The 24,737-nt window shown below is 37.3% G+C and carries 21 protein-coding genes; 8 read left to right on the forward strand and 13 right to left on the reverse strand.

Annotated features, from left to right (window positions below; all coding sequences use genetic code 11):
* Window positions 1–609: 609 nt before the first annotated feature.
* Window positions 610–843, reverse strand: a complete 234-nt coding sequence (locus tag EM808_RS17235) for a hypothetical protein (protein WP_127739442.1) — start codon at window positions 841–843, stop codon at window positions 610–612.
* Between the two features lie 422 nt (window positions 844–1,265).
* Between EM808_RS17235 and EM808_RS17240 the strand changes: the two genes are divergently transcribed.
* From EM808_RS17240 to EM808_RS17250, 3 genes are all read left to right on the forward strand, one after another.
* Window positions 1,266–2,264 carry a DUF3231 family protein gene (locus EM808_RS17240; RefSeq protein ID WP_127739443.1) on the forward strand — a complete coding sequence of 333 codons (999 nt, stop codon included), beginning with the start codon at window positions 1,266–1,268 and terminating at the stop codon, window positions 2,262–2,264.
* 523 nt (window positions 2,265–2,787) lie between these two features.
* A complete protein-coding gene (locus EM808_RS17245; RefSeq protein ID WP_127739444.1) occupies window positions 2,788–5,592 on the forward strand; it encodes a beta-glucosidase in 2,805 nt (934 codons plus the stop codon).
* Between the two features lie 67 nt (window positions 5,593–5,659).
* A complete protein-coding gene (locus EM808_RS17250) occupies window positions 5,660–7,135 on the forward strand; it encodes a glycoside hydrolase family 30 protein (protein ID WP_127739445.1) in 1,476 nt (491 codons plus the stop codon).
* A gap of 182 nt (window positions 7,136–7,317) precedes the next feature.
* Here the strand turns inward: EM808_RS17250 and EM808_RS28630 are convergent, their stop codons facing one another.
* A complete protein-coding gene (locus EM808_RS28630; RefSeq protein ID WP_164849698.1) occupies window positions 7,318–7,479 on the reverse strand; it encodes a hypothetical protein in 162 nt (53 codons plus the stop codon).
* A 567-nt stretch (window positions 7,480–8,046) separates the two neighbouring features.
* On the opposite strand from EM808_RS28630, the gene EM808_RS17255 reads away from it, so the two are divergent.
* A complete protein-coding gene (locus tag EM808_RS17255; RefSeq protein ID WP_127739446.1) occupies window positions 8,047–9,156 on the forward strand; it encodes a GGDEF domain-containing protein in 1,110 nt (369 codons plus the stop codon).
* A 41-nt stretch (window positions 9,157–9,197) separates the two neighbouring features.
* On the opposite strand, the gene EM808_RS28935 is transcribed toward EM808_RS17255, so the two are convergent.
* The gene (locus EM808_RS28935; protein ID WP_205685871.1) at window positions 9,198–10,607 is read right to left on the reverse strand and encodes a glycoside hydrolase family 1 protein; all 1,410 of its coding nucleotides are present in this window, start codon (window positions 10,605–10,607) and stop codon (window positions 9,198–9,200) included.
* A 21-nt stretch (window positions 10,608–10,628) separates the two neighbouring features.
* On the reverse strand, window positions 10,629–12,554 hold the full coding sequence (locus tag EM808_RS28940) for a beta-glucoside-specific PTS transporter subunit IIABC (RefSeq protein ID WP_205685875.1): 1,926 nt from the start codon (window positions 12,552–12,554) through the stop codon (window positions 10,629–10,631).
* A 194-nt stretch (window positions 12,555–12,748) separates the two neighbouring features.
* On the opposite strand from EM808_RS28940, the gene EM808_RS17265 reads away from it, so the two are divergent.
* Window positions 12,749–13,570 (forward strand): STAS domain-containing protein, encoded by an 822-nt coding sequence (locus tag EM808_RS17265; protein ID WP_127739447.1) that lies wholly within the window; start codon window positions 12,749–12,751, stop codon window positions 13,568–13,570.
* A gap of 184 nt (window positions 13,571–13,754) precedes the next feature.
* Complete coding sequence (locus EM808_RS17270) at window positions 13,755–14,591, forward strand: STAS domain-containing protein (protein WP_127739448.1); 837 nt, start codon at window positions 13,755–13,757, stop codon at window positions 14,589–14,591.
* Between the two features lie 50 nt (window positions 14,592–14,641).
* Here the strand turns inward: EM808_RS17270 and EM808_RS17275 are convergent, their stop codons facing one another.
* From EM808_RS17275 to EM808_RS28635, 6 genes are all read right to left on the reverse strand, one after another.
* Window positions 14,642–14,773 carry a YuzL family protein gene (locus tag EM808_RS17275; protein ID WP_127739449.1) on the reverse strand — a complete coding sequence of 44 codons (132 nt, stop codon included), beginning with the start codon at window positions 14,771–14,773 and terminating at the stop codon, window positions 14,642–14,644.
* Window positions 14,774–14,899: 126 nt separating this feature from the next.
* Window positions 14,900–15,361 (reverse strand): coproporphyrinogen III oxidase, encoded by a 462-nt coding sequence (locus tag EM808_RS17280; protein ID WP_127739450.1) that lies wholly within the window; start codon window positions 15,359–15,361, stop codon window positions 14,900–14,902.
* A 156-nt stretch (window positions 15,362–15,517) separates the two neighbouring features.
* Window positions 15,518–15,772, reverse strand: coding sequence for a hypothetical protein (locus EM808_RS17285; protein WP_127739451.1), 255 nt, complete (start codon window positions 15,770–15,772; stop codon window positions 15,518–15,520).
* Window positions 15,773–15,854: 82 nt separating this feature from the next.
* A complete protein-coding gene (locus EM808_RS17290; protein ID WP_127739452.1) occupies window positions 15,855–16,319 on the reverse strand; it encodes a YrvL family regulatory protein in 465 nt (154 codons plus the stop codon).
* A 116-nt stretch (window positions 16,320–16,435) separates the two neighbouring features.
* Window positions 16,436–17,395: a LacI family DNA-binding transcriptional regulator gene (locus EM808_RS17295; protein ID WP_127739453.1), complete on the reverse strand. Its 960-nt coding sequence runs from the start codon at window positions 17,393–17,395 to the stop codon at window positions 16,436–16,438.
* Window positions 17,396–17,508: 113 nt separating this feature from the next.
* The gene (locus EM808_RS28635) at window positions 17,509–17,655 is read right to left on the reverse strand and encodes a hypothetical protein (RefSeq protein ID WP_164849699.1); all 147 of its coding nucleotides are present in this window, start codon (window positions 17,653–17,655) and stop codon (window positions 17,509–17,511) included.
* 151 nt (window positions 17,656–17,806) lie between these two features.
* Here EM808_RS28635 and EM808_RS17300 point away from each other — a divergent pair, with 151 nt between their 5' ends.
* Complete coding sequence (locus tag EM808_RS17300; RefSeq protein WP_127739454.1) at window positions 17,807–18,151, forward strand: hypothetical protein; 345 nt, start codon at window positions 17,807–17,809, stop codon at window positions 18,149–18,151.
* A 210-nt stretch (window positions 18,152–18,361) separates the two neighbouring features.
* Complete coding sequence (locus tag EM808_RS17305) at window positions 18,362–19,996, forward strand: alkaline phosphatase (RefSeq protein ID WP_127739455.1); 1,635 nt, start codon at window positions 18,362–18,364, stop codon at window positions 19,994–19,996.
* 70 nt (window positions 19,997–20,066) lie between these two features.
* On the opposite strand, the gene EM808_RS17310 is transcribed toward EM808_RS17305, so the two are convergent.
* From EM808_RS17310 to EM808_RS17320, 3 genes are all read right to left on the reverse strand, one after another.
* A complete protein-coding gene (locus EM808_RS17310; RefSeq protein WP_127739456.1) occupies window positions 20,067–20,606 on the reverse strand; it encodes a GrpB family protein in 540 nt (179 codons plus the stop codon).
* 102 nt (window positions 20,607–20,708) lie between these two features.
* On the reverse strand, window positions 20,709–21,953 hold the full coding sequence (locus tag EM808_RS17315; RefSeq protein WP_127739457.1) for an MFS transporter: 1,245 nt from the start codon (window positions 21,951–21,953) through the stop codon (window positions 20,709–20,711).
* A 476-nt stretch (window positions 21,954–22,429) separates the two neighbouring features.
* Window positions 22,430–24,712 carry a glycoside hydrolase family 3 N-terminal domain-containing protein gene (locus EM808_RS17320; protein ID WP_127739458.1) on the reverse strand — a complete coding sequence of 761 codons (2,283 nt, stop codon included), beginning with the start codon at window positions 24,710–24,712 and terminating at the stop codon, window positions 22,430–22,432.
* Window positions 24,713–24,737: the final 25 nt, after the last annotated feature.

Consider the following 24,737-nt stretch of genomic DNA (forward strand, 5'->3'; position numbering starts at 1 on the left):
TAGGTATAAGTAAAATACCTACAAGAAATTCAGCAATCATTTTCCCCACTAGTTGCTTAGACAAAATCCCCTCTCCTCCTGACAATTCTACCAAATATTTACACTTTGTAAAGAGTGAGTAGTTGGGTCTTAACTTAGCGACCTCTTGTAAAGTACTTGCTTTAATCTAATAGTTTATTAAGTAAATTATGAATAAAATAACGGATTGATTTTCATATATAGTGGCTATATATAGACACTATATATGAACTGTTGATACTATTAGTTTCTTTCAACTAATCGTTCCTATAATACTCTACACTTAATTTGCTGGAATTCCTCTTAGGCCCTTACAATAGTGGCTAATATCTGTTTGTGGTTTGTCTTACAAACAATTTCACATTAATAGTCCCTCCCCAGCTAAATTTATTTATCATTTCCGTTAAGATAATTTCCACCAACTAGGGTTACAAAATAGACATAAGAACCAAGTTTTCTTCTATGAAAATAATCATGTAGATAATTAGATAAAAGGGCAAATATGTTGTGAATACAGGCTTTGCCCTTTTAGAAGTTATTTTATTAATAGACTTTCTTCAATAAAGCACTACTATTCATTTTCAGGCAGGGTTAAAAAATAATATTAATTTCAATTATATTCCATAACTCCATAAGGGTTTTTCCCTCTAGTCTAACCTTTTGGAGTAATTCGTTCGTATCTTCTCCTGCTATTTCGCTGTCTGCATCATTGAATTTCCAAAAATTTTGGCCACTAATGTAATAATTTTCTTCTTTATAAATAAAATGAATCTCATGTCCCCTGTTTAAGTCTTCGAGAAATTCATTGTAGCTATAACCCTTCATTTATCTCGCTCTCTTTCTAAAGTTTCTGATTTAACTATCTCTTTCTCTCCAAAAGCTCCGTGATTGTTCTTAAATATGAATTTATCAAAAATACTGTCCTGAGCGTTCCATTGGAGGCTTCTAAAATATACCATACAGAAGAAACTTGTTTCGATATGTATTAATACAAAAAAACACACTGTAGAATAATTCACTCGAGGTTGGGAATTATATGAAAGGTTTGACTTGAATTTCTTAAAAAAAGATATTCCTCACCTATTTTCTCGTTTTTAGTAGCTAGCCTACTTAAAATTTTTGGGAATAAATTTCCTTACTACCTTCGCTACTTTGTATTCTTCCTAGCATATAGGATACTTGCTGGCTGCAGGCGCAATGACTTAGGAAGTTCTAACTGACGATATTATAATATAGAGGTGAATCATATGAAAAAATCAGCATTAACATCTTCTGAAATAGGCTCCTTATGGGCAGAGTATATCAATGGAACAGCAACACATACTGTGAATAAATATATGTATTCTATTATAGAAGATAAAGACATAAAAGAAATATTCCAGCTTGCTATCAAAACATTTGAGCAACAAAAGAAAGCGATTGGTGATTTTTTTAAGGAAGAAGGATTTCCTGTTCCCATTGGCTTTAATGACACTGACTTATATATAGGAAAACAAAGATTATTTTCTGATGCGTTCTGTCTAAACTATTTACATATAATGACTATTCATGGAATATTAGGACATAATACAGCGCTATGTATCTCCGTCAGAAAAGACTTAAGAAGCCACTATGATTCCTCTAGTCTAGCCGGAAATAAAATGTATCATAAAACAATTGATTTATTACTCGAAAAAGGTCTATTTCAAAGGGATCCCCTATACTATTCGAACGAAAACCCAAGTTTTGTTACAAATGAAGATTTTGCTGATGGTTTTTTTGGGAAAGGTAGAACCCTTGCCGCAACCGAAATTATAAGTCTGTCCTTAAATCTTAAGAAAAGTATTATGGCTAAAACACTTTCGATTGCATTCTCACAGATAGCAGGAACCAAAGACGTGAGGAAATTTTTGATTGAATCAGAAAAAACAGCGGATGGTCAAATTAAGGCATTAGCCAAAATACTTCAAGCAGATAACCTACCAGTGCCAAAGTCTCTGGAAACAGAAGTAACCACTTCTACTGAATCACCGTTTTCTGATAAGTTAATTCTTTACCATATGGGCTTCTTGTTTCAAGCTGCTCAAAATTACCATGGTGCTGGTCTAGCTTCAGCCATGAGAACAGATCTTGTAGCCACATATGAGAAGACTATTCTACAAAATCTTTTAGTTACAAAAAATTGGTTCGATCTTATGGTTAAAAATAAATGGTTAGAACAACCACCACTTGCACCAAATAGGAATGAAATTGCAAAAAATAAATAGGAGCCTGGCCCATCCTACCCGGTTGGGCTTTAGTTAACATTAAATTATTCAAAATAGGATAAGACCACAAAAATTGCATCTGGTAATCCTCAATAAGTTTAGCCTATATATCCTTTTTCCACGCTTAAAAGGCGTAACAATATTACAAACTCCCCACTCTTTATTTCACTAAATTACGCTCATCTCGTCCTTTTACAATTTATTTTCTATTGTATTACTAACATGTCTGAATAGTTTGTAATAATTATACAAATAAATAATTACAATAGTTAATTGGTCATTTTCTATGTAAACGTAGGGCATTCCTTTATTTACAATTTAATAATGTAGATTAGAGGATGTACTTTCAATATATTCCCTTTTGATAGCTAATTTCTCTCTTTTTTTACTTTTCAAAAATACAACAATCCATCTATGGTCTTTCCATCTCATTTCGCTATGATGTTAGGTGTTCAAGGGATAGGTCCTAAGAGTTAGAGACAAATATTACAGGACCATTCAATAAAAAAAAGGAGTTGGAGAAATGACTGTATTATCAGAGGGGAAACGCAAACTGACGATACTTGGCATCTTATTTATGATGGTGCTTAGTTTCGCAGTTGCTCCATTGAGCACATCTGCGGAAGCTTTTCCATGGATGAACAAGGATCTTTCTGCAAAGGAAAGAGCTCAATTATTAGTGGAAGCAATGACATTGGAGGATAAAATTGACTTTATCACCGGTAATGTCAACAACTATTATGGATTTTATAATGAAGGATTAGACAAATATGGTATTCCTGCGTTGCAGATGGCTGATGGACCTGTTGGTGTTCGAATAGCTAATCCGGAAGTCCAAAATAAACAATCTACCGCATTACCTTCCGCAATCGGACTTGCGGCAACATGGAACACAGAAACAGCGGAGAAATATGGAGATTTAATCGGGAACGAAGCTCATAACACAACGCATAATGTAATGCTTGGTCCTGGATTAGATATTGCTAGAAATGCCTTTGGTGCCAGAAACTTTGAGTCTTTAGGTGAGGATCCATATTTGCAAGGGCAAATGGCTACAAGCTATGTGAATGCCTTGCAAAGCAATAATGTGTTGGTTACAGCCAAGCATTACCTATTGAATAACCAAGAGAAGGACCGCTTCACAAGCGACTCTCAAGCAAGCGAACGTGCAATCAATGAAATTTATGCTAGACCTTTTGCAAGTGTTATTGAGAATGCTGATCTTGGAAGTGTAATGTGCTCCTTTAATCAGGTTAACAGTACATATGCATGTGAAAATCCAGATCTTTTAACAGATCTGTTAAGAGACAATCTTAACTTTGAAGGTTTTGTCATGAGTGACTATGGTGCCAATGTTAGTACTGCTAATTCTATTAATGCAGGCTTAGACTTAGAAACGCCTGGAGAGCCTTACGGATTATGGGGCGATGAATTACAGCAGGCAGTAGCTGATGGACAAGTTAAAGAAGAAACAATTGATCAAAGTGCCTATCGTATTCTTTACCAAATGTTTGACAAAGGATTATTTGATAATCCTGCACAGAATAATCCGATTGATATAGCTGCACATGGGGAAATCGCTCGTCAAATTGCTGCAGAGACAATGGTATTGCTACAAAATGACAATAAAACATTGCCATTAAATACAGATAAATTAGATTCACTTGCAGTAATTGGACCTGATGCAGATACTGCTTCAGCGGCTGGCGGCGGAAGCTCACTAGTTAATCCAACTTATACTGTTAGTCCTCTTGAAGGTATTAAAAGCCGTGCAGGATCAGATATTCAAGTAGATTATGCACCTGGAACAGACTCAATCAGTGCTGGTGATATTCTACCAGGACCAAATGCAGTCCCTTCTTCTTTCTTATTGCCTCAAGCTGGCTCTAATGAAAATGGACTACAGGCAACATACTGGTCTAATAAAAACATGGAAGGCGATCCAGTATTTGAGCATACTGCTAAACAAGTTAACTTAAACCTTGGTTTTTATAACTATGAAGGCTTTAACGCTCAATCATCCAAATTAGACAGCCTGCCAACAAGCTTAAACGGCATGATGTCTGCAAGATATACTGGTGTAATTAATGTACCGAAATCTGGAGATTATACACTATCAACTACAAGCTATGGTTCAAGCAAAGTGTATATTGATGGAAATCTAGTGATTGATAATGCTGGAGAGAAGTTGGGTACAGTTGAAAAGACAGTCTCTTTAGAAGCAGGCAAAAACTATGATGTTAAAATTGAGTATAAAACAGACTATAAAGATGCAACTGGTAATGACAACGGCGGTCAATTGCGCTTCGGTTGGGAAGCTAGTGACAATGTTGTCGACAAAAACATTGCAGATGCAGTTGAATTGGCGAAAAAGTCAGATGCTGCAGTAATAGTTACAAGAACATATGATAGTGAAGGTTATGTAGACCGTTCTGATATGGAGCTTCCGAATAACCAAGAACAGTTAATAAAGGAAGTAGCAAAAGTAAATAAAAATGTTGTCGTTGTGAATGAAAGCGGCATTGCTGTTAAAATGGGCGATTGGAAGGATAAAGTAGATTCCATTGTACAGGCTTGGTACCCTGGGCAGGAGCAAGGAAATGCTATAGCTGATGTATTATTCGGTGATGTAAATCCATCAGGTAAACTTCCTGTTACTTTCCCTGTTGATGAAGATTCAACTCCAGTTAACTCAGAAGAACAATATCCTGGTGTTGACGAAGTTACAAAATACACAGAAGACATTTTTGTAGGATACCGTGGCTTTGAACAGGATGGCATTAAACCAGCCTTCTCCTTTGGACATGGCCTATCTTATACTGAATTTGGTTATAAGAAGCTAAAAACGAAGGTGACTCGTTCTAATAAAGCCAAGGATCAAGCAGTTGAAGTTACATTGAACCTTAAAAACACTGGTGATGTTACTGGTTCTGAAGTCGTTCAAGTATACACAGGTAAACTACCGACAAATACAGAAACAGCACCTAAGCAATTGGCAGGCTTTGAAAAGGTTGAATTAAAACCTGGAAAAACAAAAAAAGTGACAATTAAGCTTGATCCAAAAGCATTCTCTTATTATGATGAAGCGAAAAACGAATGGGTAACGCCTACTGGTAATGTACCAATTTATGTTGGAAGCTCTTCATCTGATATCCGTTTAAAGGGAAATGTTCAAATCTCAAAAAATACAAGCAACTATTTTAACAAGAAAAACAATTCTGGTTCGACAAATGAAAATATCATTTCATCGAACGGCAGCAACAAAAACACTGCAAAGCATGAGAAAGCAAGCAAGAAAAACAAAAAGGACGATCAGGCAAGACGATAAATTTAGTTCTTAACCATTTCCCCACAAGCCTTTTTTGTGGGGATTTTTTTAGGAGGACAAATGAACAATGAAAATTAAATTCAAAATGGTAACCTTCTTGCTTTTATTAGTACTTCTCCTTACACTTATTACGACCTTTCAATTAAAAAAGCAGGACAACAACTATGCAGAACAAGACGTTGAGGTTTCCGTTTGGCAAACAACAGGAGATAAAAAGGACTTACTGGAGAAAAAAGAGTCCTTGTATCTTTCAAATAGTGATTCCTCCCCTCCCTTATTTATAACGATTGACCCAAATACAGCGTATCAGGAAATGGATGGCTTTGGAGCAGCTGTAACAGGCTCTTCTGCGTACTTGTTTCAAAACATGAATACTGCTGATAGAACTTCTATGTATGAGGACTTATTTACAAGTAAAGGTATTAATCTTTCAGCTATCAGACATACAATCGGTGCATCTGATTTCTCCGTAGATGAAAATGGGTATCCAAGCAGCTATACGTACGATGATACAAAGGAGGCAACAGATTATAGCTTGAAGGATTTTTCCATTGAAAAAGACAGGAACGTCATTAAAAGCCTGCAGGAAATACTTGCCGTAAAACAGGATATGAAGATTATCGGTACACCTTGGACGGCGCCTGCTTGGATGAAATTCGGCGAAAAAACCCTCAACGGCTGGTATTTGGACTATACGAATGACAAAGTGTATGAAACATATGCTGACTACTTTGTTCGTTACATTCAAGCATATCAAAACAATGGTGTTAACATATCAGCTATAACCTTGCAAAATGAACCAGAATTCACCTCAGAGAATTATCCATCTATGAGCATGGGTGCAGAGGAGCAGGCAAGGTTTATTGGACAGTATTTAGGACCTGCTTTTCAAGCGCATAACATTAAAACTAAAATCATTGGTTATGATCATAACTGGCATGGCGCAGGAGATTATATAAACTCTCTTTCTCAAACTGATATTGCCACCGAATATATAGACGGTTTCGCCTTTCATTGCTATGAAGGAGAACCAGCTGCTATGTCACAGGTTCATGAAAGCTATCCAACTAAGCAAATCTATTTAACAGAGTGCAGCTCAGGTAAATGGAGTGAAAGCTTTGCGGATAATTTCAGCTGGCAAATGTCCAATCTTATTATTGGAGGTCCTCGCAATTGGGCAAAGTCTGTCCTTATGTGGAATATCGCTTTAGATGAAAATAATGGTCCAACAAACGGTGGATGCAACAACTGCACTGGCTTACTAACGATTGATCAAGCTACTGGCAATATAGAAAAAAACGCCGAATATTATGCATTAGGACACGCAAGCAAATTTGTTCAAGCGGAAGCTGCACGCATTTATTCCACCAATTTCCCAGGAGCTTTAGAAACGGTTGCTTACCAAAATCCTGACAAATCCATTGTTCTCATCGCACTGAATCAGAGTAACGAAAAGAAGAGCTTCCAAGTTAATTATGAAGGCAAATTCTTTACCTATAGCATTCCTAACAAAAGTGCCGTTACATTTTCTTGGGATATATAAATAGAGAAAAATAGAAAACTAATACAATATGTCTGCTACAGGGATTGCCGACAATAAGGTGCGCTTCAAATGGAAGCGCACCTTTATTTAGAGTATAAAGAAAACATTATCGAGAAGAGTTTTATTAAAAATAAGACAAATACCTAAAAAAACTGCCAAGCGGCAGCAATAAAGTTCAAATGTCATTTTGGTCTAGACTTAATAAAGTAAAAAGTGCTTAACCCTAGTATTAGTCCTCCAGAAATCCCTATAATTGATCCTAAAACAGTCCAATTGGAGGAAATATAAATTCCCGCCATTAACATTAACAACCCAACAATCAATAAAATCCGCCCTATATTCATCTCATCTCTCCTTTTCATCTATTTTTACGAATAACTTAACGATAAGTTCCCTTTAGTGAAGAAAATATTATAATATTACAAAAATTAAATCAGATGGAATGGTAACATTTTTAAGCTAAAGGTGAATGATACAGTACATTATTATCGTAGCGCTTATCATTGGTTTCCTTTTCTTTTAAGTGATAAATTCAACACTTCTTTTGTCGAATCCCTTCCATCCGAAATACTGTTCGTGCATAATAATTATTAGCTACTACAAGAAAGGAAAACTATATGATTCAAATTGAGCTACTATGTCAAGAACTGAAGCGATTGATGGATGATTACTATAAATGTGATGACCCAGTAATCAAGAAACAAATACATAATGATATGAAGCTTTTGAGTGAGGGGCTTTTCCTTAGCGATTTACCTGAAGAGTATCTCTAAATAGCACGTGGACGCTATCTGCTGAGACATATAGTTATCCCACCTTTACACTATTGCCTAGCTAAGCTTTTAACTGGTGAAAAGTTCTAGTTACACGGTGATGCTATTATGTTAAATTATCTATGGTGATATATATTTATGATACTAAAAGAATTATTTGCAAACTTTGCGATATTAACATCATTAATTTTTTTATACACACAGCTAATTAAAACACCATTAAATCGCAGTTCAAAATTAAAACACAAAATTCACGCTGGTATTGTTGCCGGTATCTCTTCAGATATATTAATGTTTTACAGCATCAATATTGGTGATACTATTTTTGATTTAAGGCATGTCCCACTTATATTAGTTGCATTCTACGGAGGTATAACCCCCATTACTATTGCCTTACTGTTTTTTATTGTCGGGCGTTTAATGATAGGGTTTAGTTTTGCTTCTTACATCGCAATAGGCTATATCCTTACTGTTTCAGTTATTACACTTTTACTTTCTTCTAAGGTAAAGATGAGCTTACAGATGAAAATTGCTATTATACTAACTGCAAACAATGTTTTGCTGTCTGTAATGGCTGTTTTTCTTGTTGAGAGTAAGGAATCACTGTATTTGCTGCTTCCGACTTATTGGGTTGCCTCCTATTCTGCCGGTGTATTAGCGTTTTATATGCTCGTATATCTTAGAAAAACGAAGCTGCTTTTGGATAAGTACAAGCTGGAATCGACTACGGATGGTTTAACTGGATTAAATAATGTCAGGAAATTCGATGAGGTTTTTAATACGCTCGCCAATAATGTTGGCCAGAAGGAAGAAAAGCTTTCTCTCCTTTATATTGACATTGATTTTTTCAAGCATATAAATGACACATATGGTCATGGTGATGGTGATATTGTTTTAAAAGAATTAGGTGCCCTGCTTTCCTCTTCCACCCGTTCATTTGATATAGTCAGCAGGAATGGCGGTGAGGAGTTTTCTGTCATTTTATTAGACTGTTCTCTTGAAAGAGCAAATGAGATTAGTGAAAGAATCAGAAAAAATGTAGAACAATTTCCTTTTACATTAAGCTCTGGCGAAGAAATAAATATTACCGTTTCCATCGGTGTTGCAAGCTATCCAGAAACAACTAATGATGTCAGTGTCCTTATCGAAGAGGCAGATAAAGCATTGTATCAAGCAAAAAGATCTGGAAGAAACCGAGTATGTATGAATTATGAAGTCAACCAGCTGCCTATTCTTACATCAGTATAATCAAAAGCAGGACCTTAAATTTTAAGGCCCTTTTTTTCTAACTAAAGGACTTCTCCATTAGTCTCAATTACTTGCTTATACCAATAAAAGCTTTTCTTCCTTAGTCTCTCATTAGACCCTTTTCCTTCGCTGTCCCTATCAACATAAATAAATCCATAGCGTTTCTTTAATTCAGCTGTTGAGGCACTAACCAAATCAATTGGTCCCCATGACGTATAACCCATTATTTCTACACCATCGCCAATTGCGTTTTTCATTTCATTAATATGCTGCTGAAGATAGTCAATTCGATAAGTATCCTGAATTGTGCCATCCTCCTCAAGCTTATCAACTGCACCAAGTCCATTTTCTACAATAAATAACGGCTTTTGGTATCTGTCATACAGTTGATTACAGACCGTTCTTAACCCAACAGGATCTATTTGCCAGCCCCATTCAGACGATTTTAAGTATGGATTCTTGACACCTTCAAATAAATTACCTGAAGTCTTGCCTGCTTGATGTTCTGGGTCAGTGCTTGCAACAAATGACATATAGTAGCTGAAGCCTATATAGTCGACAGTGTAATCCTGCAATAATTCCAAATCACCTGTTTGCATTTCTATATTAATTCCATTATCAGCAAAATAGTTGGTCATATATGTTGGATAGTAGCCTCTAGATTGAACATCTGAGAAAAACAGTGTTTTCCTGTCCTGTGATAATGCTGCAAACATGTCCTCTGGTTTAGAACTGAAAGGATAGGTTATCATCGAGGCAATCATACAGCCTATCTGCGATTCAGGTATCTCCTCATGCCCTGCTTTAACAGCGAGAGCACTAGCAACAAACTGATGATGTGCGGCTTGATAAATTTCCTGTTCATTGTGAACGCCATCCTTGAACAAAAGACCTCCACCAGTGAACGGGGCATGCAATAGCACATTAATTTCATTAAAAGTCATCCAATACTTTACCTTGCTGCTGTATCGTTTAAAAATCGTTTTCGCGAAAGTTTCATAATAATGAACTACCTGTCTGTTTTTCCAGCCACCATATGTTTCGACTAAGTTCAGGGGCATCTCATAGTGAGAAATAGTCACAACAGGTTCAATATTGTATTTTCGTAATTCATCTATCATATCATCATAAAATTGCAGGCCTTTTTCGTTCGGCTGCTTGTCATCACCATTCGGAAATATCCGTGTCCATGCGATGGAAAAACGAAAGGCTTTAAAGCCCATTTCTGCAAATAGGGCAATATCTTCTTTATACTTGTGATAAAAGTCAATTCCTTCATGATACAAGTTAAAATTCTTCATGGAAAAGTCAGGAGGACTCATAATACCGTTAGGAGAAACATCTGCAGTAGATAAACCTTTACCATCTGCTTGATATGCTCCTTCTAACTGATTTGCTGCAACGGCACCTCCCCAGAGAAATCCATCTGGAAATTGCACTGACCTGCTCATTTTCTTCACCTCATTTAATTATTAAGCCTTTACTTTTGTTTCGATTAATTGATCTCCCGCTTTTGCCTGCTTTAGCTCAGTTGATGTTATGCTTATATAATCCCCTTGATTTGTGACAATAACGGGTGTAGAAACAACATATCCCGCTGTTTTTATCTCATTTATGTCAAACTCAATTAGCAGTTGCCCTTTCTTAACTCTTGACCCGTGGCCAACATGTGCATGAAAATGCTTGCCATTCAGCTCGACCGTATCCATCCCAACATGGATTAAAATTTCTGATCCTTTATCAGATGTAATGCCTATTGCATGATTTGTCGGAAATAGGGCTGTTACTGTACCATCTACAGGTGAGAACACTTTTCCTTCTGCTGGTTCAATTGCTACACCTTGTCCCAATGCACCTGAAGCAAATGCCTCATCCTTCAGTTCTGATAAAGATAGTATTGCTCCATTTATCGGGCTATAAATTACCTCGTCACCTAACTGCACAGGAACCTGCTCCTCTTTCGTTACCTGGTTGTTAGCATTAGTGGTTTCTGTTGATTCTGTCTTACTGTTTCCAAATAAGTAAGTTAGAATGAATGCCAGAATAAATCCGACAATAATGGCGATAATTGCTCCCCAGAACCCAAATGTTATGCCTGCCTTTGGATCAATGTAAGTAGGAATTCCAAAAATCCCAAGGCCGCCTACCATAAAAATTTGTGAATTGGCAAACCCAAGAATTCCACCGCCGACAGCTGCAGCAATACAGCTGATAATAAATGGTTTTTTTAATGGTAGCGTAATTCCATAGATAGCAGGCTCTGTTACACCAAAGATCCCTGAAATAAACGCCGGTATGCTCAATGTTTTGTACTTTTGCTGCTTTGTTCTAACCCATACACCAAGTACTGCACCGACTTGTGCAAAGGATGCAGCAAACATCGTACCAAGGATTGGATCTGATCCACTTACTGTCAGGTTATTGATCGCAATTGGCACAAGCCCCCAATGAAGCCCGAAGATGACAAACACCTGCCATAGGCCTCCAACGAACACACCTGCAATAATTGGGCTAAGATTATATAGCCAAAGTGTTGCTTGTCCAATTAATACACCTGCCCATGTTGCAATTGGTCCAATTACCAGGAACGTAATCGGCACTGCTATTAATAGGGTGAAAAAAGGAACTAAAAAGGCTTTTACCACATCTGGAATTACCTTTCGGAAGAACTTCTCCAGCTTTGCCCCAAAGTAAGCAGCCAATATAATGGGTATAACGGATGATGAATAGCTCATTAGTATTACTGGAATACCTAAAAAAGTAATATATACTGGCGACTGAAAAACGGTACCTGAAAATAATGTAGTAATGGCTGTTCCTGTCGATAAGGTTGTTAATGTCGGGTATACGAGTGAAGCACCAATTACCATTCCAATAAAGGTAGTCCCGCCAAATTTTTTACTTGCTGTATATCCTAAAAATATCGGGAAGAAATAAAATAAGGAATCACCAAGCGCATTTAATATTTGATAGGTTCCTGACGTTGTTTCTAGCCAGCCTAATGCTAAAAATAACGCATTAAACCCTTTAATCATCCCAGTTGCTGCCAGCACTCCTAATACAGGTGTAAAGATGCTGGAAATGATATCAATGAATTGATTAAAAAGGCCCTGAGACTTCTCATCTTGTTTATCTTCAGAGGTTTGGTTATTAAACCCGCCTATCTCCACTACCGCCTTGTACACGTCAGGTACATGATTTCCAATGACCACTTGATATTGGCCACCGCTTTTCATAACGGTAACTACACCCTCCATATTCTTAATAACATCTGTATTCGCCTTACCTTCATCTTTCAGCTTAAAACGCAAACGAGTGATGCAATGAACTACACTGTTGACATTTTCTTTACCTCCAACATTTGCAATAATATCCTTTGCCAACTGTTCATATTTCACCATAAGCACCTTCTTTCCAATATTGTTGTAACTCCACATTATTGTGCTACAACAATAATGAACTTATCCTACTCCCTCTTCCTTTCAACCCATCAAATAAGAAACTTTAATTGCCCTTATATATTCATTGCTTATATAATATAAGTTAAATAAACAATCAAACACATTTATTACTTGCTAAAGGGGTATTTGACATGAATCCAATCGAGAGCATTAGGGAAGAAATAAAGCAATTTATTAACGAAAGTGGAGATCAATTCGAAAATAAATTACTTTCTGAAGCAGTAAACGTCTCAACAAAAATCACGGATATTTTAAATAGGGGTAATATTGATTTATTAAAAAATGCAAAACTAATGGTTTTTTATATTATTGATAATAAAGAGGAAGAATTGGTTTCCTTCGCAAAACAAGAAGGAATTGCATGGGCGATGCATTCCTTGACACTTGAGCTTAAATTGGAATGGGTTCAGGCTATTCGGAGAACCATTTGGCATTTTATCCATATCCTTGATGAACAAAAAGATATTATTACTGACCGAAAAAATTATTATATTTTAGAGAAAGCCATCAACGAAAAGATGGATCGTTTTTTAAACAGCTTTTTCCTTAACTATTCAAACTATAAGGATGAAATGATCTTCCAGCAAAGAGAAATGGTCGAGCATTTATCTGTGCCGATTATCCCTGTGAAGCAGTCTGTTTCCGTTTTGCCATTAATTGGCGCAATCGACTCTTTTCGGATTAGAGTTATTGAGGAAAAAGTATTAAATGATATTGCAGAATCAAGAATCCAAACCTTAATTATCGACCTTTCAGGCATTGCAGTTATGGAAATGGATGTTATTGATTATTTTGAAAAGATATTAGCTGGTATCTCCATGATGGGATGTAAAGCAATACTTACTGGCCTTAGACCAGAACTCGTCAAAAAAATGGTTCACGCTGGTATTCGTTTTGAAAAGGATGCAGAAACTAGAGGCACACTTCAAGATACATTGAAGACATTCCTATAATAAATTAACATTCTCCTTCTAAAGAGAGTAACATCATTAAATTTGTGGTAGTTACCTTATTTGGAGGGATTTTTTTAGGATAGAGACGTAAGTAAAAAGTACGATGGAATCTTAGACGGATTCCTTTTTATAGTGTAAAATTTGTATGGACAAATAATACTTATAATCAGCAGGGGGATTGAAAGTGTATTCGAATAAAGAACTTTATCAGTTTTTTGTTGAACAGACATGGCAGCTCACAGAAAATTGGTATAAAAATTTAGATAAGAAAAATTCAAGCGGAGTTTACGCATCTAATGACCCAGTAGTAATCCAAGAAGTGAAGCAGCAGAACTATGAGTTTCATGAAAATTTCGCAGAGGTTTTTACGAAAGAAAAGGACAGCTTTTTAGCCGATTTTGAAAAATGGATTTTAAAGGTTGCCCAAGATCAGGAGCATGCACAAACACCGATACACTTTATTATCCGAGAATTTCACAGAACTCAGCATCAGTACCTTCAATTAATGACTGCTTTTATAGAAGAAAATAAAGACAGCATCTCAGTAAATGAAATACATACTATTTATCAAATTATCACAGACACGATGGGTTATGTGATTGAATGGTTTACAAAGGAGTATAATAAAAGCTCTGAAAAAAGACTTCATGCCCAGCAGGAATTAATTCTTGAATTAAGCACACCTGTTATCGCGTTAAATAAGAAGACAGCTTTATTACCATTAGTAGGAGAAATAGACACTGCACGTGCAAAAATCCTACTAGAGAAAACATTAGAACAATGTAATCGACTAGGTGTAAACAGACTTCTGCTTGACCTTTCTGGTGTAGTTATCATCGATACAATGGTTGCACACCAAATCTTTCAGCTAATTGAAGCATTATCACTAATTGGTGTGAAAACAAATCTTTCTGGCATCCGTCCAGAAGTAGCCCAAACCGCAATTCAACTCGGTTTGAAATTCGATAATATAGAAGTCAATTCCTCCCTCGCAAATTCAATCAAGCTAGCTAATATATAAATAAAACAGGCGGAATATTCTCCGCCTGTTTTCACCTTTACTAACATTAATCAGGATTTTTTTTGCTTTTTGTTTGAGGAATCAGACTTTCTGTTCCCCGTCTCTTTCATCGTAGTACCTTGTCCTTGTACTTCTGTCGAACCTAAACCAATTGTTGATGGATCAGCTTTTCTGTTTGACACTGTCTTCACCTCCATGGTTTAGTGTTCCTTAAAAAGAGGTTGTTATGAAATAATACTTCACAAAAAATGCAACGCTTGCTCCTACCTAGCAAAAAATGTATTGTACCTATTTAGTTCCTACTATTTTCATACTCCACAATGATAAACATAATATTCCCCATCCAACAACCTCTCGGACATAGCAATGACTTTTTCCAGTTGTCTAACTATTTCGTCCCGATTCAGGATTAGCCTTTCATACTCCCCATTCTGATGATTATCCTCCCCTACAAAATCACCTGTTAACTCTATCTTCTCTGGTGCAATATTAAATAAATCTCGCCATGCCGAAAATATATTTCTTAAAGGTACTGCTGAATGTTTATCCAGCAGTGTGACGCCATGATAATTAATTCCGAATCCAGCGGTTATTGCACGCATTCCTGGATTTTTTGTTGGTATCCATTTTAAGGTGTCTGTTATATAGAGTATTAAATCATCATGCAGGGCAATATGTTCAATATATTTACTATTATCACTTGTATACTGCCAAAAGCTTATGATATCTGTTGTCTTGGGAATAAGATAAAAGTCGTGCTTTAATGCCATGTATTCCTCCGATTCTCCATTCTAAATACCCTGATTTCAATATTCTAGATGATATTACTAAATTTTTTTCCGCGGGCAACCTCATAGAAATAGCCCCCTCTTCTATTAGTAAAGGAGCTAACACAAATCATATATTTAATTGAACGAAAGAGATTCTTATTCTCCCTCTTCCTCATAAGGTTTATGCTTAATATCAATTGTTTTAGTAGCAAAATCTATTGTATGCTGCAAATTATAAATACTGTGCTGGAAGGCTACTGATGAATCATCCAGTGTAAAAATGGCAATTAAGTCATTATCAACGTCAATGATGCTGTATTTGTGCATAGATTCGATATCAACAAATAGTGAATAGTTTTCATGAAAAATAAGATTCCATTCAGAAGCAAGAGTTACTTGTTTAATTGACATAATAACCTCCAAAAATATAAGATAATTCCATTTAATTGTAGTTCATTATGAATGAAGTTGGCAATTAAAAATTGGGCAGCTATCATATTTGTTTTTCTTCTTGATTACTGCCGATGTTAGCATCCATCACATAATCTGCTAGCGCTAAAATGAGTGAAACTATCACCCTTGTGATTGCCTCCATTTCAATCGAATTCATTACATTGTCTAGAAATGAGATAATAATAAGATTTACTAGAAAGGATGATAAAATAAAGACTGCTTTGATTTGTGACTCTCGCCATTTTTGCGCTTTTCGCATGAATATTCGCATGACATTTGTGAAGAGCTCACCAATTCCTCCTATTAGCAAATATCCACCAATAAACCATAATAAGGAACCAAAGGAATCGTATTGAACACCCAACAGCCGAAATAAGCCAATGATGCCAAAGAAGTAACCTGCGGTTATCACCCCTAGCACAGTGATAGCAATAACGGCGATTGCTATGATAATAATTAGTTTTGTTCGAAGCGTCTCTTGCTTAAAAGGTTTGTTGTCACTCATCAATTTCACCTCTATTGTTCCCTTTATGTAATGTACGGTTACTCTGCCAATAAGTTTCGTTTTCCTGCAAGCTTTACATAAAGAAAAGAACTTAAAGATGTGCAGATCCTTAAGTTCTAAACAGTTTCTCTTTCTATTAACTTAACAGAGATTTGCTTATTTGAATTATATCCATGATATGCCTGTAAAAATAAGTCTCCCCCTAATTCAACAAGCGGTATATCTATAGTGGTAATATTCATCATTTTAGCTATAGGCTCATTATTGAATCCAATAACTGCAAGTTGTTCTGGGATGGATATCCCCTCCTTTTGGCATTCTATCATAATACCTGCAGCCACTTGGTCACTAGTAATAATAAGTGCGGTTGGTTGAATATCCATGCTTCTCAGCCTCTGCATTACCTTTTCTCCGTCCTCGAAATACAAACAATCATCCATAATGTAATCAGAATAAAATGGAAGCTTATATTTTTCTAAAAAATCCCTATATGCTTGCTCACGCAGCGAACTGTTCGAACCAGTTTTTCTTCCAACACTATAGCCAATTTTTTTATGGCCCTTTTGATACAAATACTCTAGTGCTTGGAAGAAAATCTCATAATGATCGATAAAGACGGAGGGAAGGCTTTTTTCAGTTGTCTTTTCACAAAGAACAATGGTTCCATATTGTATATGTTCTTGGATAAGGGCTAATTCACATTTTCTTGAACAAATAATCAAGGAATCAATTTGCTTTTGCTTTAGCATCTGTAATGCTTCGATTTCCTTTTCTTCGGCATAATCTATTTGAAACAAGACGAGCTTATAATCATTTTCTAAAGCTCTTTTAGCAATCCCTTTAAGCAGCAATGCAAAATAAGGCGTATCGGTGACAGGCAGCACGACACCCATAAGCTGTGTTTTTCCCCTGCTTAAATGAACGGCATTAATATTTCTATTGTAGTTCGTGCATTCAATCGCTTTCAAAACAGCTGCTTTCTTTTCAGCGCTTACATATGGGTGGTTATTTAAGACACGAGATACCGTTGAGACAGATACGCCTGACATTTTTGCCAAATCCTTAATGTTTGTCATTTTCTCACCTTATTTACTTCAATATACTTTATTACGATACTAACGTATGAAACGGGTACCAGGTCAATTCAGCAAAAAAGGCCCATTAAGGCCCTTTGCGCAAAAGGATCTGCTTATCTTTTGTTAGAAGTTGTATTTGAATCTAAGAAATAATCATCAAATGTTTCAATTGGTGTGACGTTAATTGTTCCTCCTGATGCTTTTATACAAGCATATGTGCCGCAAAAGATAATGAAGCAAAGTAAAATGAGTGCCAGCATATCGTCCCCTCACCTTCTTATCATTTGCTTAAATTGTAATTTATGAAACGAGTACCAGGTCAAATACAAATTTAAAGTCTAAAAGTCTTATTGACTTGAAATGCGTTCCATAACTTATTCTTAAGTCAAAAATAGGAAGGATGGGTCCCTCATGGAAAACATCAACGGAAAAGTTTTTTTGTCTATTCATCATGAAAATGCACAGGAATTATTATATAATGCCATCTTTCACTTTACGCAGGAAAATGACATTATTACTGCAAGCTTTTATAGTAAGAGCATTTGTTATGGGGAGCTTGTGGGATTAGTAAACAAGACAGGGATTCTTCACGTAATTTTGAACTTATTCTGCACAGATTCAACCTTTTACAGCGGCACTTGTGATTTCCAGTTAAAAAGAATGGAAGATGTCTCTATATTATATGGCAACATTACACTTTCCAGCGAGAATCAGCTACATCAAAAAATTATCCTCCAGGAAATAACTCCTTCCTGAAAATGAAGACGTATTCATTCACTTGAGTAATTATTCCTATTTTCCCCTTCCCTGACAAATGTTTACACATTCTTTACAATCTATTAACTTAGTCGCTTTATACTAAGAAGCAATTGATTATTAAAGGAGTGATTCTCTAATTCAAATTGTCCTAGTCCAAATAGCAGAAATCATATCTAGCTTTTAGAAGTGAAAGGGGAAACGATTAACATGAAAATAAATAAAAAGGTTATGGGAATCACTCTAGCAAGCTCTTTAGCACTTGGATCGTTTGCATATACTTCAGCAAATGAGAAGGTAGAAGCGAAAAAAGAATCGCAGCAGGCTAAAAATGTTATTGTCCTTGTCAAGGATGGAGTCAGCTCAACTACTACTACACTTGCGAGATGGTATAAAGGGGAGCCACTTGCGATGGACGAAATCATGTCTGGTGGTGTGCGTACATATTCTGCTGAATCTGCTGTCACTGACTCTGCTCCAGCTGGAACAGCGATGGCAACAGGTAATAAATCAAACGATAAATTTGTCGGCGTTCTTCCAGAAAAGATAGCGTCACCGGGAGTAGATTCTTCCCTTGCTGATGATCCGCTTAAACCTGTTGCAAATGTATTGGAAGGTGCTAAGCTTGAAGGGAAAGCAACTGGTATTATCGCTACATCAGAAATCCAGCACGCAACACCAGCAGCTTTTTCTTCACACGCAACACATCGTACTGATTATGACAGTATCGCTGAACAACAAGTCTATCAAAACATAGATGTTGTGTTAGGCGGCGGGAAAAACTCAATTGAAGCTAAAAACCGTAAAGACGGTGAGAACCTTGTAGATGTTATTGAGGAGAAAGGCTATGACATAGTAGAAACACGTGATGAATTATTGAAGTCAAAATCAAACAAGCTATGGGGGACTTTCGCGCCAGCAGCATTAGCATATGATATGGATCGTGCACAAACAAATCCGGAAGAACCAACTCTTGCAGAAATGACGAAAAAAGGGATTTCAACACTTTCAAAAGATAAGGACGGATTCTTCTTATTTGTTGAAGGAAGCAAGCCAGACTGGGCAGCACATGCAAATGACCCAATCGGAATGATCAGTGATACACTAGCTTTTGATGAAGCAGTCAAAGAAGCTGTAGCTTTTGCGAAGAGAGATAAAAACACATTAGTTATTGCCGTATCTGATCATGGGAACAGCGGAATTTCAATCGGTAACCAAAATACAAATTCTTCTTACCCTGCTACCCCAGTTTCTGCTTATATTGATCCATTGAAAGAAGCGGAAATGACATTAGAGGGTGCATTAAAGCAGCTTAAAAAAGACAATTCAAATGTTTTAGAAGTAGCAGCATTATATGGAATTACTAATCCTACTGCAGACGAAACGAAAGCATTAAACTCTTCTACTAACTTAAGTAAAACGCTTGTTCAGCTTCTTGCAAACCGCGCAAATCTTGGCTTTACAACAGGTGGACATACAGGCGAAGACCTATTCATGTATTCTTATGGACCAGGCAAGCCGACTGGTTTAATCGAAAATACAGATGTTGCAAAATCTACGGCAACTGCATTAGGCTTCAGCTTAGGCAAAGTGGATAAAGAGGTATTCGTGGAAGCAGAAAGTGCATTCAAAAAAATCGGAGCAAAAGTCAGCATTGATTCATCTGACAAAACCAACCCTGTTCTAGTAGTTAAAAAAGGCAAAACTACAGCAGAAATCCCAGTAAATAAAAATATTGTCACAATCAAAGGCAAGGATAAAGAGTTAAAAACAGTTACAGTTCAAAGCAATGGCAAGTTTTATGTGTCACAGGAAGCTGTTAAAATCGTGAAAAAAGGTAAATAAGCTAGGATAGTAGAAATGCTCCCGTGTTCCGGGAGCATTTTTAATTTATTATTGATTAACGTTTAAAGCTTTATATTCCCTTTGTTAATTTGTTCTCTCCAGCAAATCTAGCAAAATCTATCATTCTCCTAATAAAAGGTCCTTTTCTCTCTGTATAAGCATGTCGATCTAATTTATGTACATGGGCAAGTTCTTCCTTTAATGAAGCATATTCACTTACAGCTTCAGGATGTAATCGGAGAAAATCACGAAAAAGTATTTTATCCTGCCATTCTGTGCTGTCGTATTCACAAATATGCAGATGACAAATCCCCTGACCCCATGGACCTTTCCTAAAAAATCTTCTATCAATAAATTCTGGTTTAGGTACATATTCGTACTTAATATCGAGTAATGATGGTATCCATTCAGCTACTTGGTTAAGATTATCAACACCTACCATTATATCAATTATAGGCTTAGCTGCTAATCCTTTAATGGACGTACTGCCTATATGTTCAATTGCTAATGTCTTATCGCCTAGTGCCTCTAAAATCCTTGTCTTTTCCCGTTCAAATTTGGATACCCATTCAGGATTGTGTGGGTGTAATTCTACAATAGATACTGACATGCCTCTTCTCCTTTTAGCAAAACATTGTCTTATTATTACAACCTTAATAACCTGCTGTCTGTACGACAACAGGTTATTATATCTGGATTCTGTCAGAATTCATTAAGCTTCAGTAACAACAGGCTCTCCTGCTTCAATTAATGCCTTATTCCGGCTTAAGAAAACGGTAAGCACAAGCATGAATAATCCAGTGCCTATTAACAGCCATTCAATTCTAATAATATCTGCTAACGGACCGAAAATAAGCATACCGATTGGCATCATGGAGGTAGAAATCATTCCTAACACGCCAAAAACTCTTCCTAAATATTCCTCAGAGATTTTCTCCTGCAAAAGTACAGTAGTTGGTGTGTTAAAAATCGGCATCGCAATGCCGAAGACTCCCATGAAGATTAAATATAGCCAAAATGACGGCGCTATTCCGAGAGTTAATGTGCATACACCCATAATGACACTTGCAAGCGTCATTGTGCTGATCTTATTGCGGAAGCCGCCCCAAGCTGCAATAATGCCGCCGCCTGCAATCATCCCGATGGAAAAGGCAAGTTCAACTGCTGTCAAACGCCACACATCACTGCCAAAGCTGCGAGTAACCTGGAGCGGTGTCAAAAATGCAGCAGGTGCCATTAACACAAAGAAAATCGCAAAAAACACGAAAAATGACTTCAAAAAGCTGTTGCTGTTCACATAGCTCAAGCCCTCTTTAAAATCGGCAAAATAACTTGTTGTCTGTTTTTCCGCTGCCTTTTCATGTACAGAAATTTTCACAAAGGAAAGCATTGTAACAATCGCTATTGCTGCTGTAATGACATCTATAAAGAAGATAATCTCAATGGCTGTAGTTGCCAATAATGCAGCACTTACCATCGGTGATACGAACATGATGATAGCCTGAATGCTGCCATTCACTCCATTTACCTTTGTCAGCTTTTCCTTAGGAACAACCTGTGGCAAGATGGCACCAACAGCAGGTGTTTGAATTCCCGCCCCAAATGCCCGAATCGCCGCCATAACAAACAAGAGCCAGATTGAATCAAAGCCCATTATAAAAAGGATGGCCAGGATTAATGTAGCAAATGCGATAAGCCCATCAGAAAGTACAATCAAGATTTTCCGATTATATCTGTCTGCCCAAACTCCTGCGATTGGTGACAGAATAAACGTCGGAATAAAACCACAGATGATATACAATGTCATCATCATTCCTGATTCTGTTGTTAATGTGATATGCCACATGATCGCATACTGAACAAGAGATGATCCAAAAAGCGAAATAGTCTGGCTGCTTAAAAACAGGACGATGTTTTTTAACCAAGTTTCATTTTGCTGATTATTAACTAAGTTCATATTTCCCCACTCATTTCATCTTATATTTTTAGAAATGGTGCTTCACCTACATCCTTAGAAAGGCTCTGTCCTAACAATAAAAGACAGCAAAAAAGAGGGCAGACTATTCCCTCTTTAAAACTACCCGTCAAATAAAGGCTTCCTTAAAAATAGACAGACCATTCCCTACTCTAAAATATAGGCAGAGCTTCATACGTATTCAATTAACGAATGAATGGTGAGAATCTTAATCTCATGGATGCTGTCAAAAGGAAAACCTCCATTTCCTGTAAAGTTGCTTTAAGCATAACAAAAACACTAGTTAAATTCAACCGCTTTCAGATGCAAAATCTGGCAATTTATTTAGTTTATAATCCTCTGCAAGTCCATCTACATCAAGGAAAAATCTACTTAGCAAACCTCTTTCTTTTTCTTTGAAGCAAAAGACAAAAAGAGGACTAAATTAGTCCTCTTCCTAAATATGTCCACACCAAGAATCAACCGATATTTAAAGCAGCACTTAAGCTACTGACGGGGTTTCCAACTTCTATTTCAAAGTCTCCCTGTTCCACCTTGTAGGTATTGTGACTGCTGTACACTTGCAGCTCCTCTGCTCCTAGCTCAAAGTGAACTTCTTTTGTTTCTCCTGCCGCAAGCCATACCTTCTTAAAGCCCTTTAATTCTTTAACTCTCCTAATAATGCTTCCAGCCTTCCCCTTTATATAAAGCTGAAGCACGTCATAACCGTCATTATCACCAGCATTTGTAGCATTAACAGATATACAGAACTTTTCCCCGTCCGCTAATGTTTCTGCTGCAATTGACTCTCTTTTAATTTGAAGATTATCATATACGAATTCTGTATAGGAAAGACCAAAACCAAATGGATATAAAGGTTCACCAGACATATCATAATAGTCCTTCCTGTATCCTCCATCCTTGTAATTATAAAAGACTGGCAGCTGCATGGCAGACCTTGGGATCGAGACAGGTAATCTTCCGCTTGGGTTAACTTCTCCAAATAAAATCTCCGCGATGGCCTGACCGCCCATTTGCCCTGGATACCATGCGCTTACGATTGCTGGCGCATGCTCTGCAATCCAAGGAATTGCATGGGGTCTGCCAGAAATCAGTACCACTACAACCGGTGTCCCTGTTTCTATTACCTTTTGTAAAAGCTTAAGCTGCAAACCACCAAGCTCCAAATCGGCAATATCGACATTTTCGCCGCAATCCATTTCTTCCTCACCAGTTGTATTAATAACTGCACCGTTCTGATCAAACTGGGCATTAAAATCCCTTGCACTTGAACCGCCTAAAACAACAACAGCAACATCTGAACTACTGGCAAGACGAACTGCCTTTTCCAATCCTTCCTCATTATCAGATCGAATGCCGCAGCCCTGTTCATATAGCACCTCTGCCTCTTTTGCCAATGAATCGATACCCCTCAAGACGGTGAGGACTCTGCTTTCTCTTTGAAATGGTGTATAATCGCCAAGCTGATTATACATAGCATCTGCATTCGGGCCAATGACCGCGATTCTTTTCAGCTCCTTTTTTAAAGGAAGAATACCATCATTTTTTAACAGCACAATCGACTGCCGAGCTGATTCCAAATTGATTTTTTCTGCCTGTTCCTTATTTCTCTGCGGGTTCTCCTCCACGAAAGGATTGTCAAACAACTCCATTTTGTATTTAAGTGTCAACACTCTTCTTACAGCGTCATTAAGCTTTTCCTCACTAACAAGTCCTAATTCGACTGCAGCTTCCAAAGCAGGATACACATCATCCCACAGGCTTATATCTACACCGCTTTCAAGTGCTAATGCTGCTGCCTTTTCTCTGCTTTCCGTTAAGGCAACTAAATTATCAAGTGCACAGCCGTCGGCCATTACCGCTCCATTAAATCCTAATTCCTCTCTCAGAATCTGCTGAAGAAGTTGACCGTTAGCATGGCAGGGTATGCCATCAATTTCATTATAGGCGGCCATGCAGGCGAGAGCACCTGATTGGATAGCCGCTTTCATCGGCGGCAAGTGAATTTCCCTCAATTCTCTTTCGCCAATGGAAGCAGGTGCTGCATTTTTGCCTCCCGCACCGTTTCCCTGTGCCGCAAAGTGCTTTAATACGGCAATCATTTTGTCCGCTGGAATCAGATCAGCTTGCTTCCCTTGCATCCCTTTAACAACAGCCTCTGTTAACTGCGCTGCGAGAAAAGGATCCTCACTAAAGCATTCCTCCGATCTACCCCAGCGCGAATCACGCAATATATCCAATGTAGAAACTAGTGCAAGATGAGCACCTTTTGCACGGACTTCCTCTGCAACAGCTGCCATTAGTTTCTCATGCAGCTCTGGATTCCACGTTGCACCAATCCCTAAATTAACAGGTGTTATCATACTATCTAAGCCTTGATGACCGTGTGAGCATTCTTCTGACAGCAGAACTGGTATGCCTAGTCTTGTATTTTCCTTAACATATTGCTGAATCATATTGGCTACCTCAGCACTAGCTTCCACTGTTATGCCATTATCAAAATGGATTGCCGACCATGGATCAGAACGGAATAACCCATAGAGAACGCCAAGTCCATCCCACCGCTGTACATGTTCTTTAAACTTTTCTGTTAGAACATAGCCAGTGTCTGTTTTTTCGTAGACCTCCCAGCCATACAGCTTCTGATTAACCTGGCCAACCTTTTCCTTTAATGTCATTTTTGCCAATAATGCTTCCACTCGACTATTTATCGTTTCGTGTGCTTGATTGGAATGAACCATTTTCCCACCTAACTCTTATCATTTT

Origin of the sequence: Niallia taxi (assembly GCF_004005475.1) — a bacterium.
GTDB classification, from domain to species: Bacteria; Bacillota; Bacilli; order Bacillales; family Cytobacillaceae; genus Niallia; species Niallia taxi.

What these genes read in the sequence shown, in the direction of transcription:
- EM808_RS28635 (WP_164849699.1), bottom strand. Translation starts at nt 17,655, where the DNA reads ATGCTGGCACTCATTTTACTTTGCTTCATTATCTTTTGCGGCACATAT.
- EM808_RS17320 (WP_127739458.1), bottom strand. Translation starts at nt 24,712, where the DNA reads ATGGTTCATTCCAATCAAGCACACGAAACGATAAATAGTCGAGTGGAA.
- EM808_RS17255 (WP_127739446.1), top strand. Translation starts at nt 8,047, where the DNA reads ATGATACTAAAAGAATTATTTGCAAACTTTGCGATATTAACATCATTA.
- EM808_RS17245 (WP_127739444.1), top strand. Translation starts at nt 2,788, where the DNA reads ATGACTGTATTATCAGAGGGGAAACGCAAACTGACGATACTTGGCATC.
- EM808_RS17310 (WP_127739456.1), bottom strand. Translation starts at nt 20,606, where the DNA reads ATGTCAGTATCTATTGTAGAATTACACCCACACAATCCTGAATGGGTA.
- EM808_RS17290 (WP_127739452.1), bottom strand. Translation starts at nt 16,319, where the DNA reads ATGAGTGACAACAAACCTTTTAAGCAAGAGACGCTTCGAACAAAACTA.
- EM808_RS28630 (WP_164849698.1), bottom strand. Translation starts at nt 7,479, where the DNA reads ATGAATATAGGGCGGATTTTATTGATTGTTGGGTTGTTAATGTTAATG.
- EM808_RS17265 (WP_127739447.1), top strand. Translation starts at nt 12,749, where the DNA reads ATGAATCCAATCGAGAGCATTAGGGAAGAAATAAAGCAATTTATTAAC.
- EM808_RS17280 (WP_127739450.1), bottom strand. Translation starts at nt 15,361, where the DNA reads ATGGCATTAAAGCACGACTTTTATCTTATTCCCAAGACAACAGATATC.
- EM808_RS17295 (WP_127739453.1), bottom strand. Translation starts at nt 17,395, where the DNA reads ATGACAAACATTAAGGATTTGGCAAAAATGTCAGGCGTATCTGTCTCA.
- EM808_RS17300 (WP_127739454.1), top strand. Translation starts at nt 17,807, where the DNA reads ATGGAAAACATCAACGGAAAAGTTTTTTTGTCTATTCATCATGAAAAT.
- EM808_RS17235 (WP_127739442.1), bottom strand. Translation starts at nt 843, where the DNA reads ATGAAGGGTTATAGCTACAATGAATTTCTCGAAGACTTAAACAGGGGA.
- EM808_RS17240 (WP_127739443.1), top strand. Translation starts at nt 1,266, where the DNA reads ATGAAAAAATCAGCATTAACATCTTCTGAAATAGGCTCCTTATGGGCA.
- EM808_RS28935 (WP_205685871.1), bottom strand. Translation starts at nt 10,607, where the DNA reads ATGAGCAGGTCAGTGCAATTTCCAGATGGATTTCTCTGGGGAGGTGCC.
- EM808_RS17315 (WP_127739457.1), bottom strand. Translation starts at nt 21,953, where the DNA reads ATGAACTTAGTTAATAATCAGCAAAATGAAACTTGGTTAAAAAACATC.
- EM808_RS17305 (WP_127739455.1), top strand. Translation starts at nt 18,362, where the DNA reads ATGAAAATAAATAAAAAGGTTATGGGAATCACTCTAGCAAGCTCTTTA.
- EM808_RS17285 (WP_127739451.1), bottom strand. Translation starts at nt 15,772, where the DNA reads ATGTCAATTAAACAAGTAACTCTTGCTTCTGAATGGAATCTTATTTTT.
- EM808_RS17250 (WP_127739445.1), top strand. Translation starts at nt 5,660, where the DNA reads ATGAAAATTAAATTCAAAATGGTAACCTTCTTGCTTTTATTAGTACTT.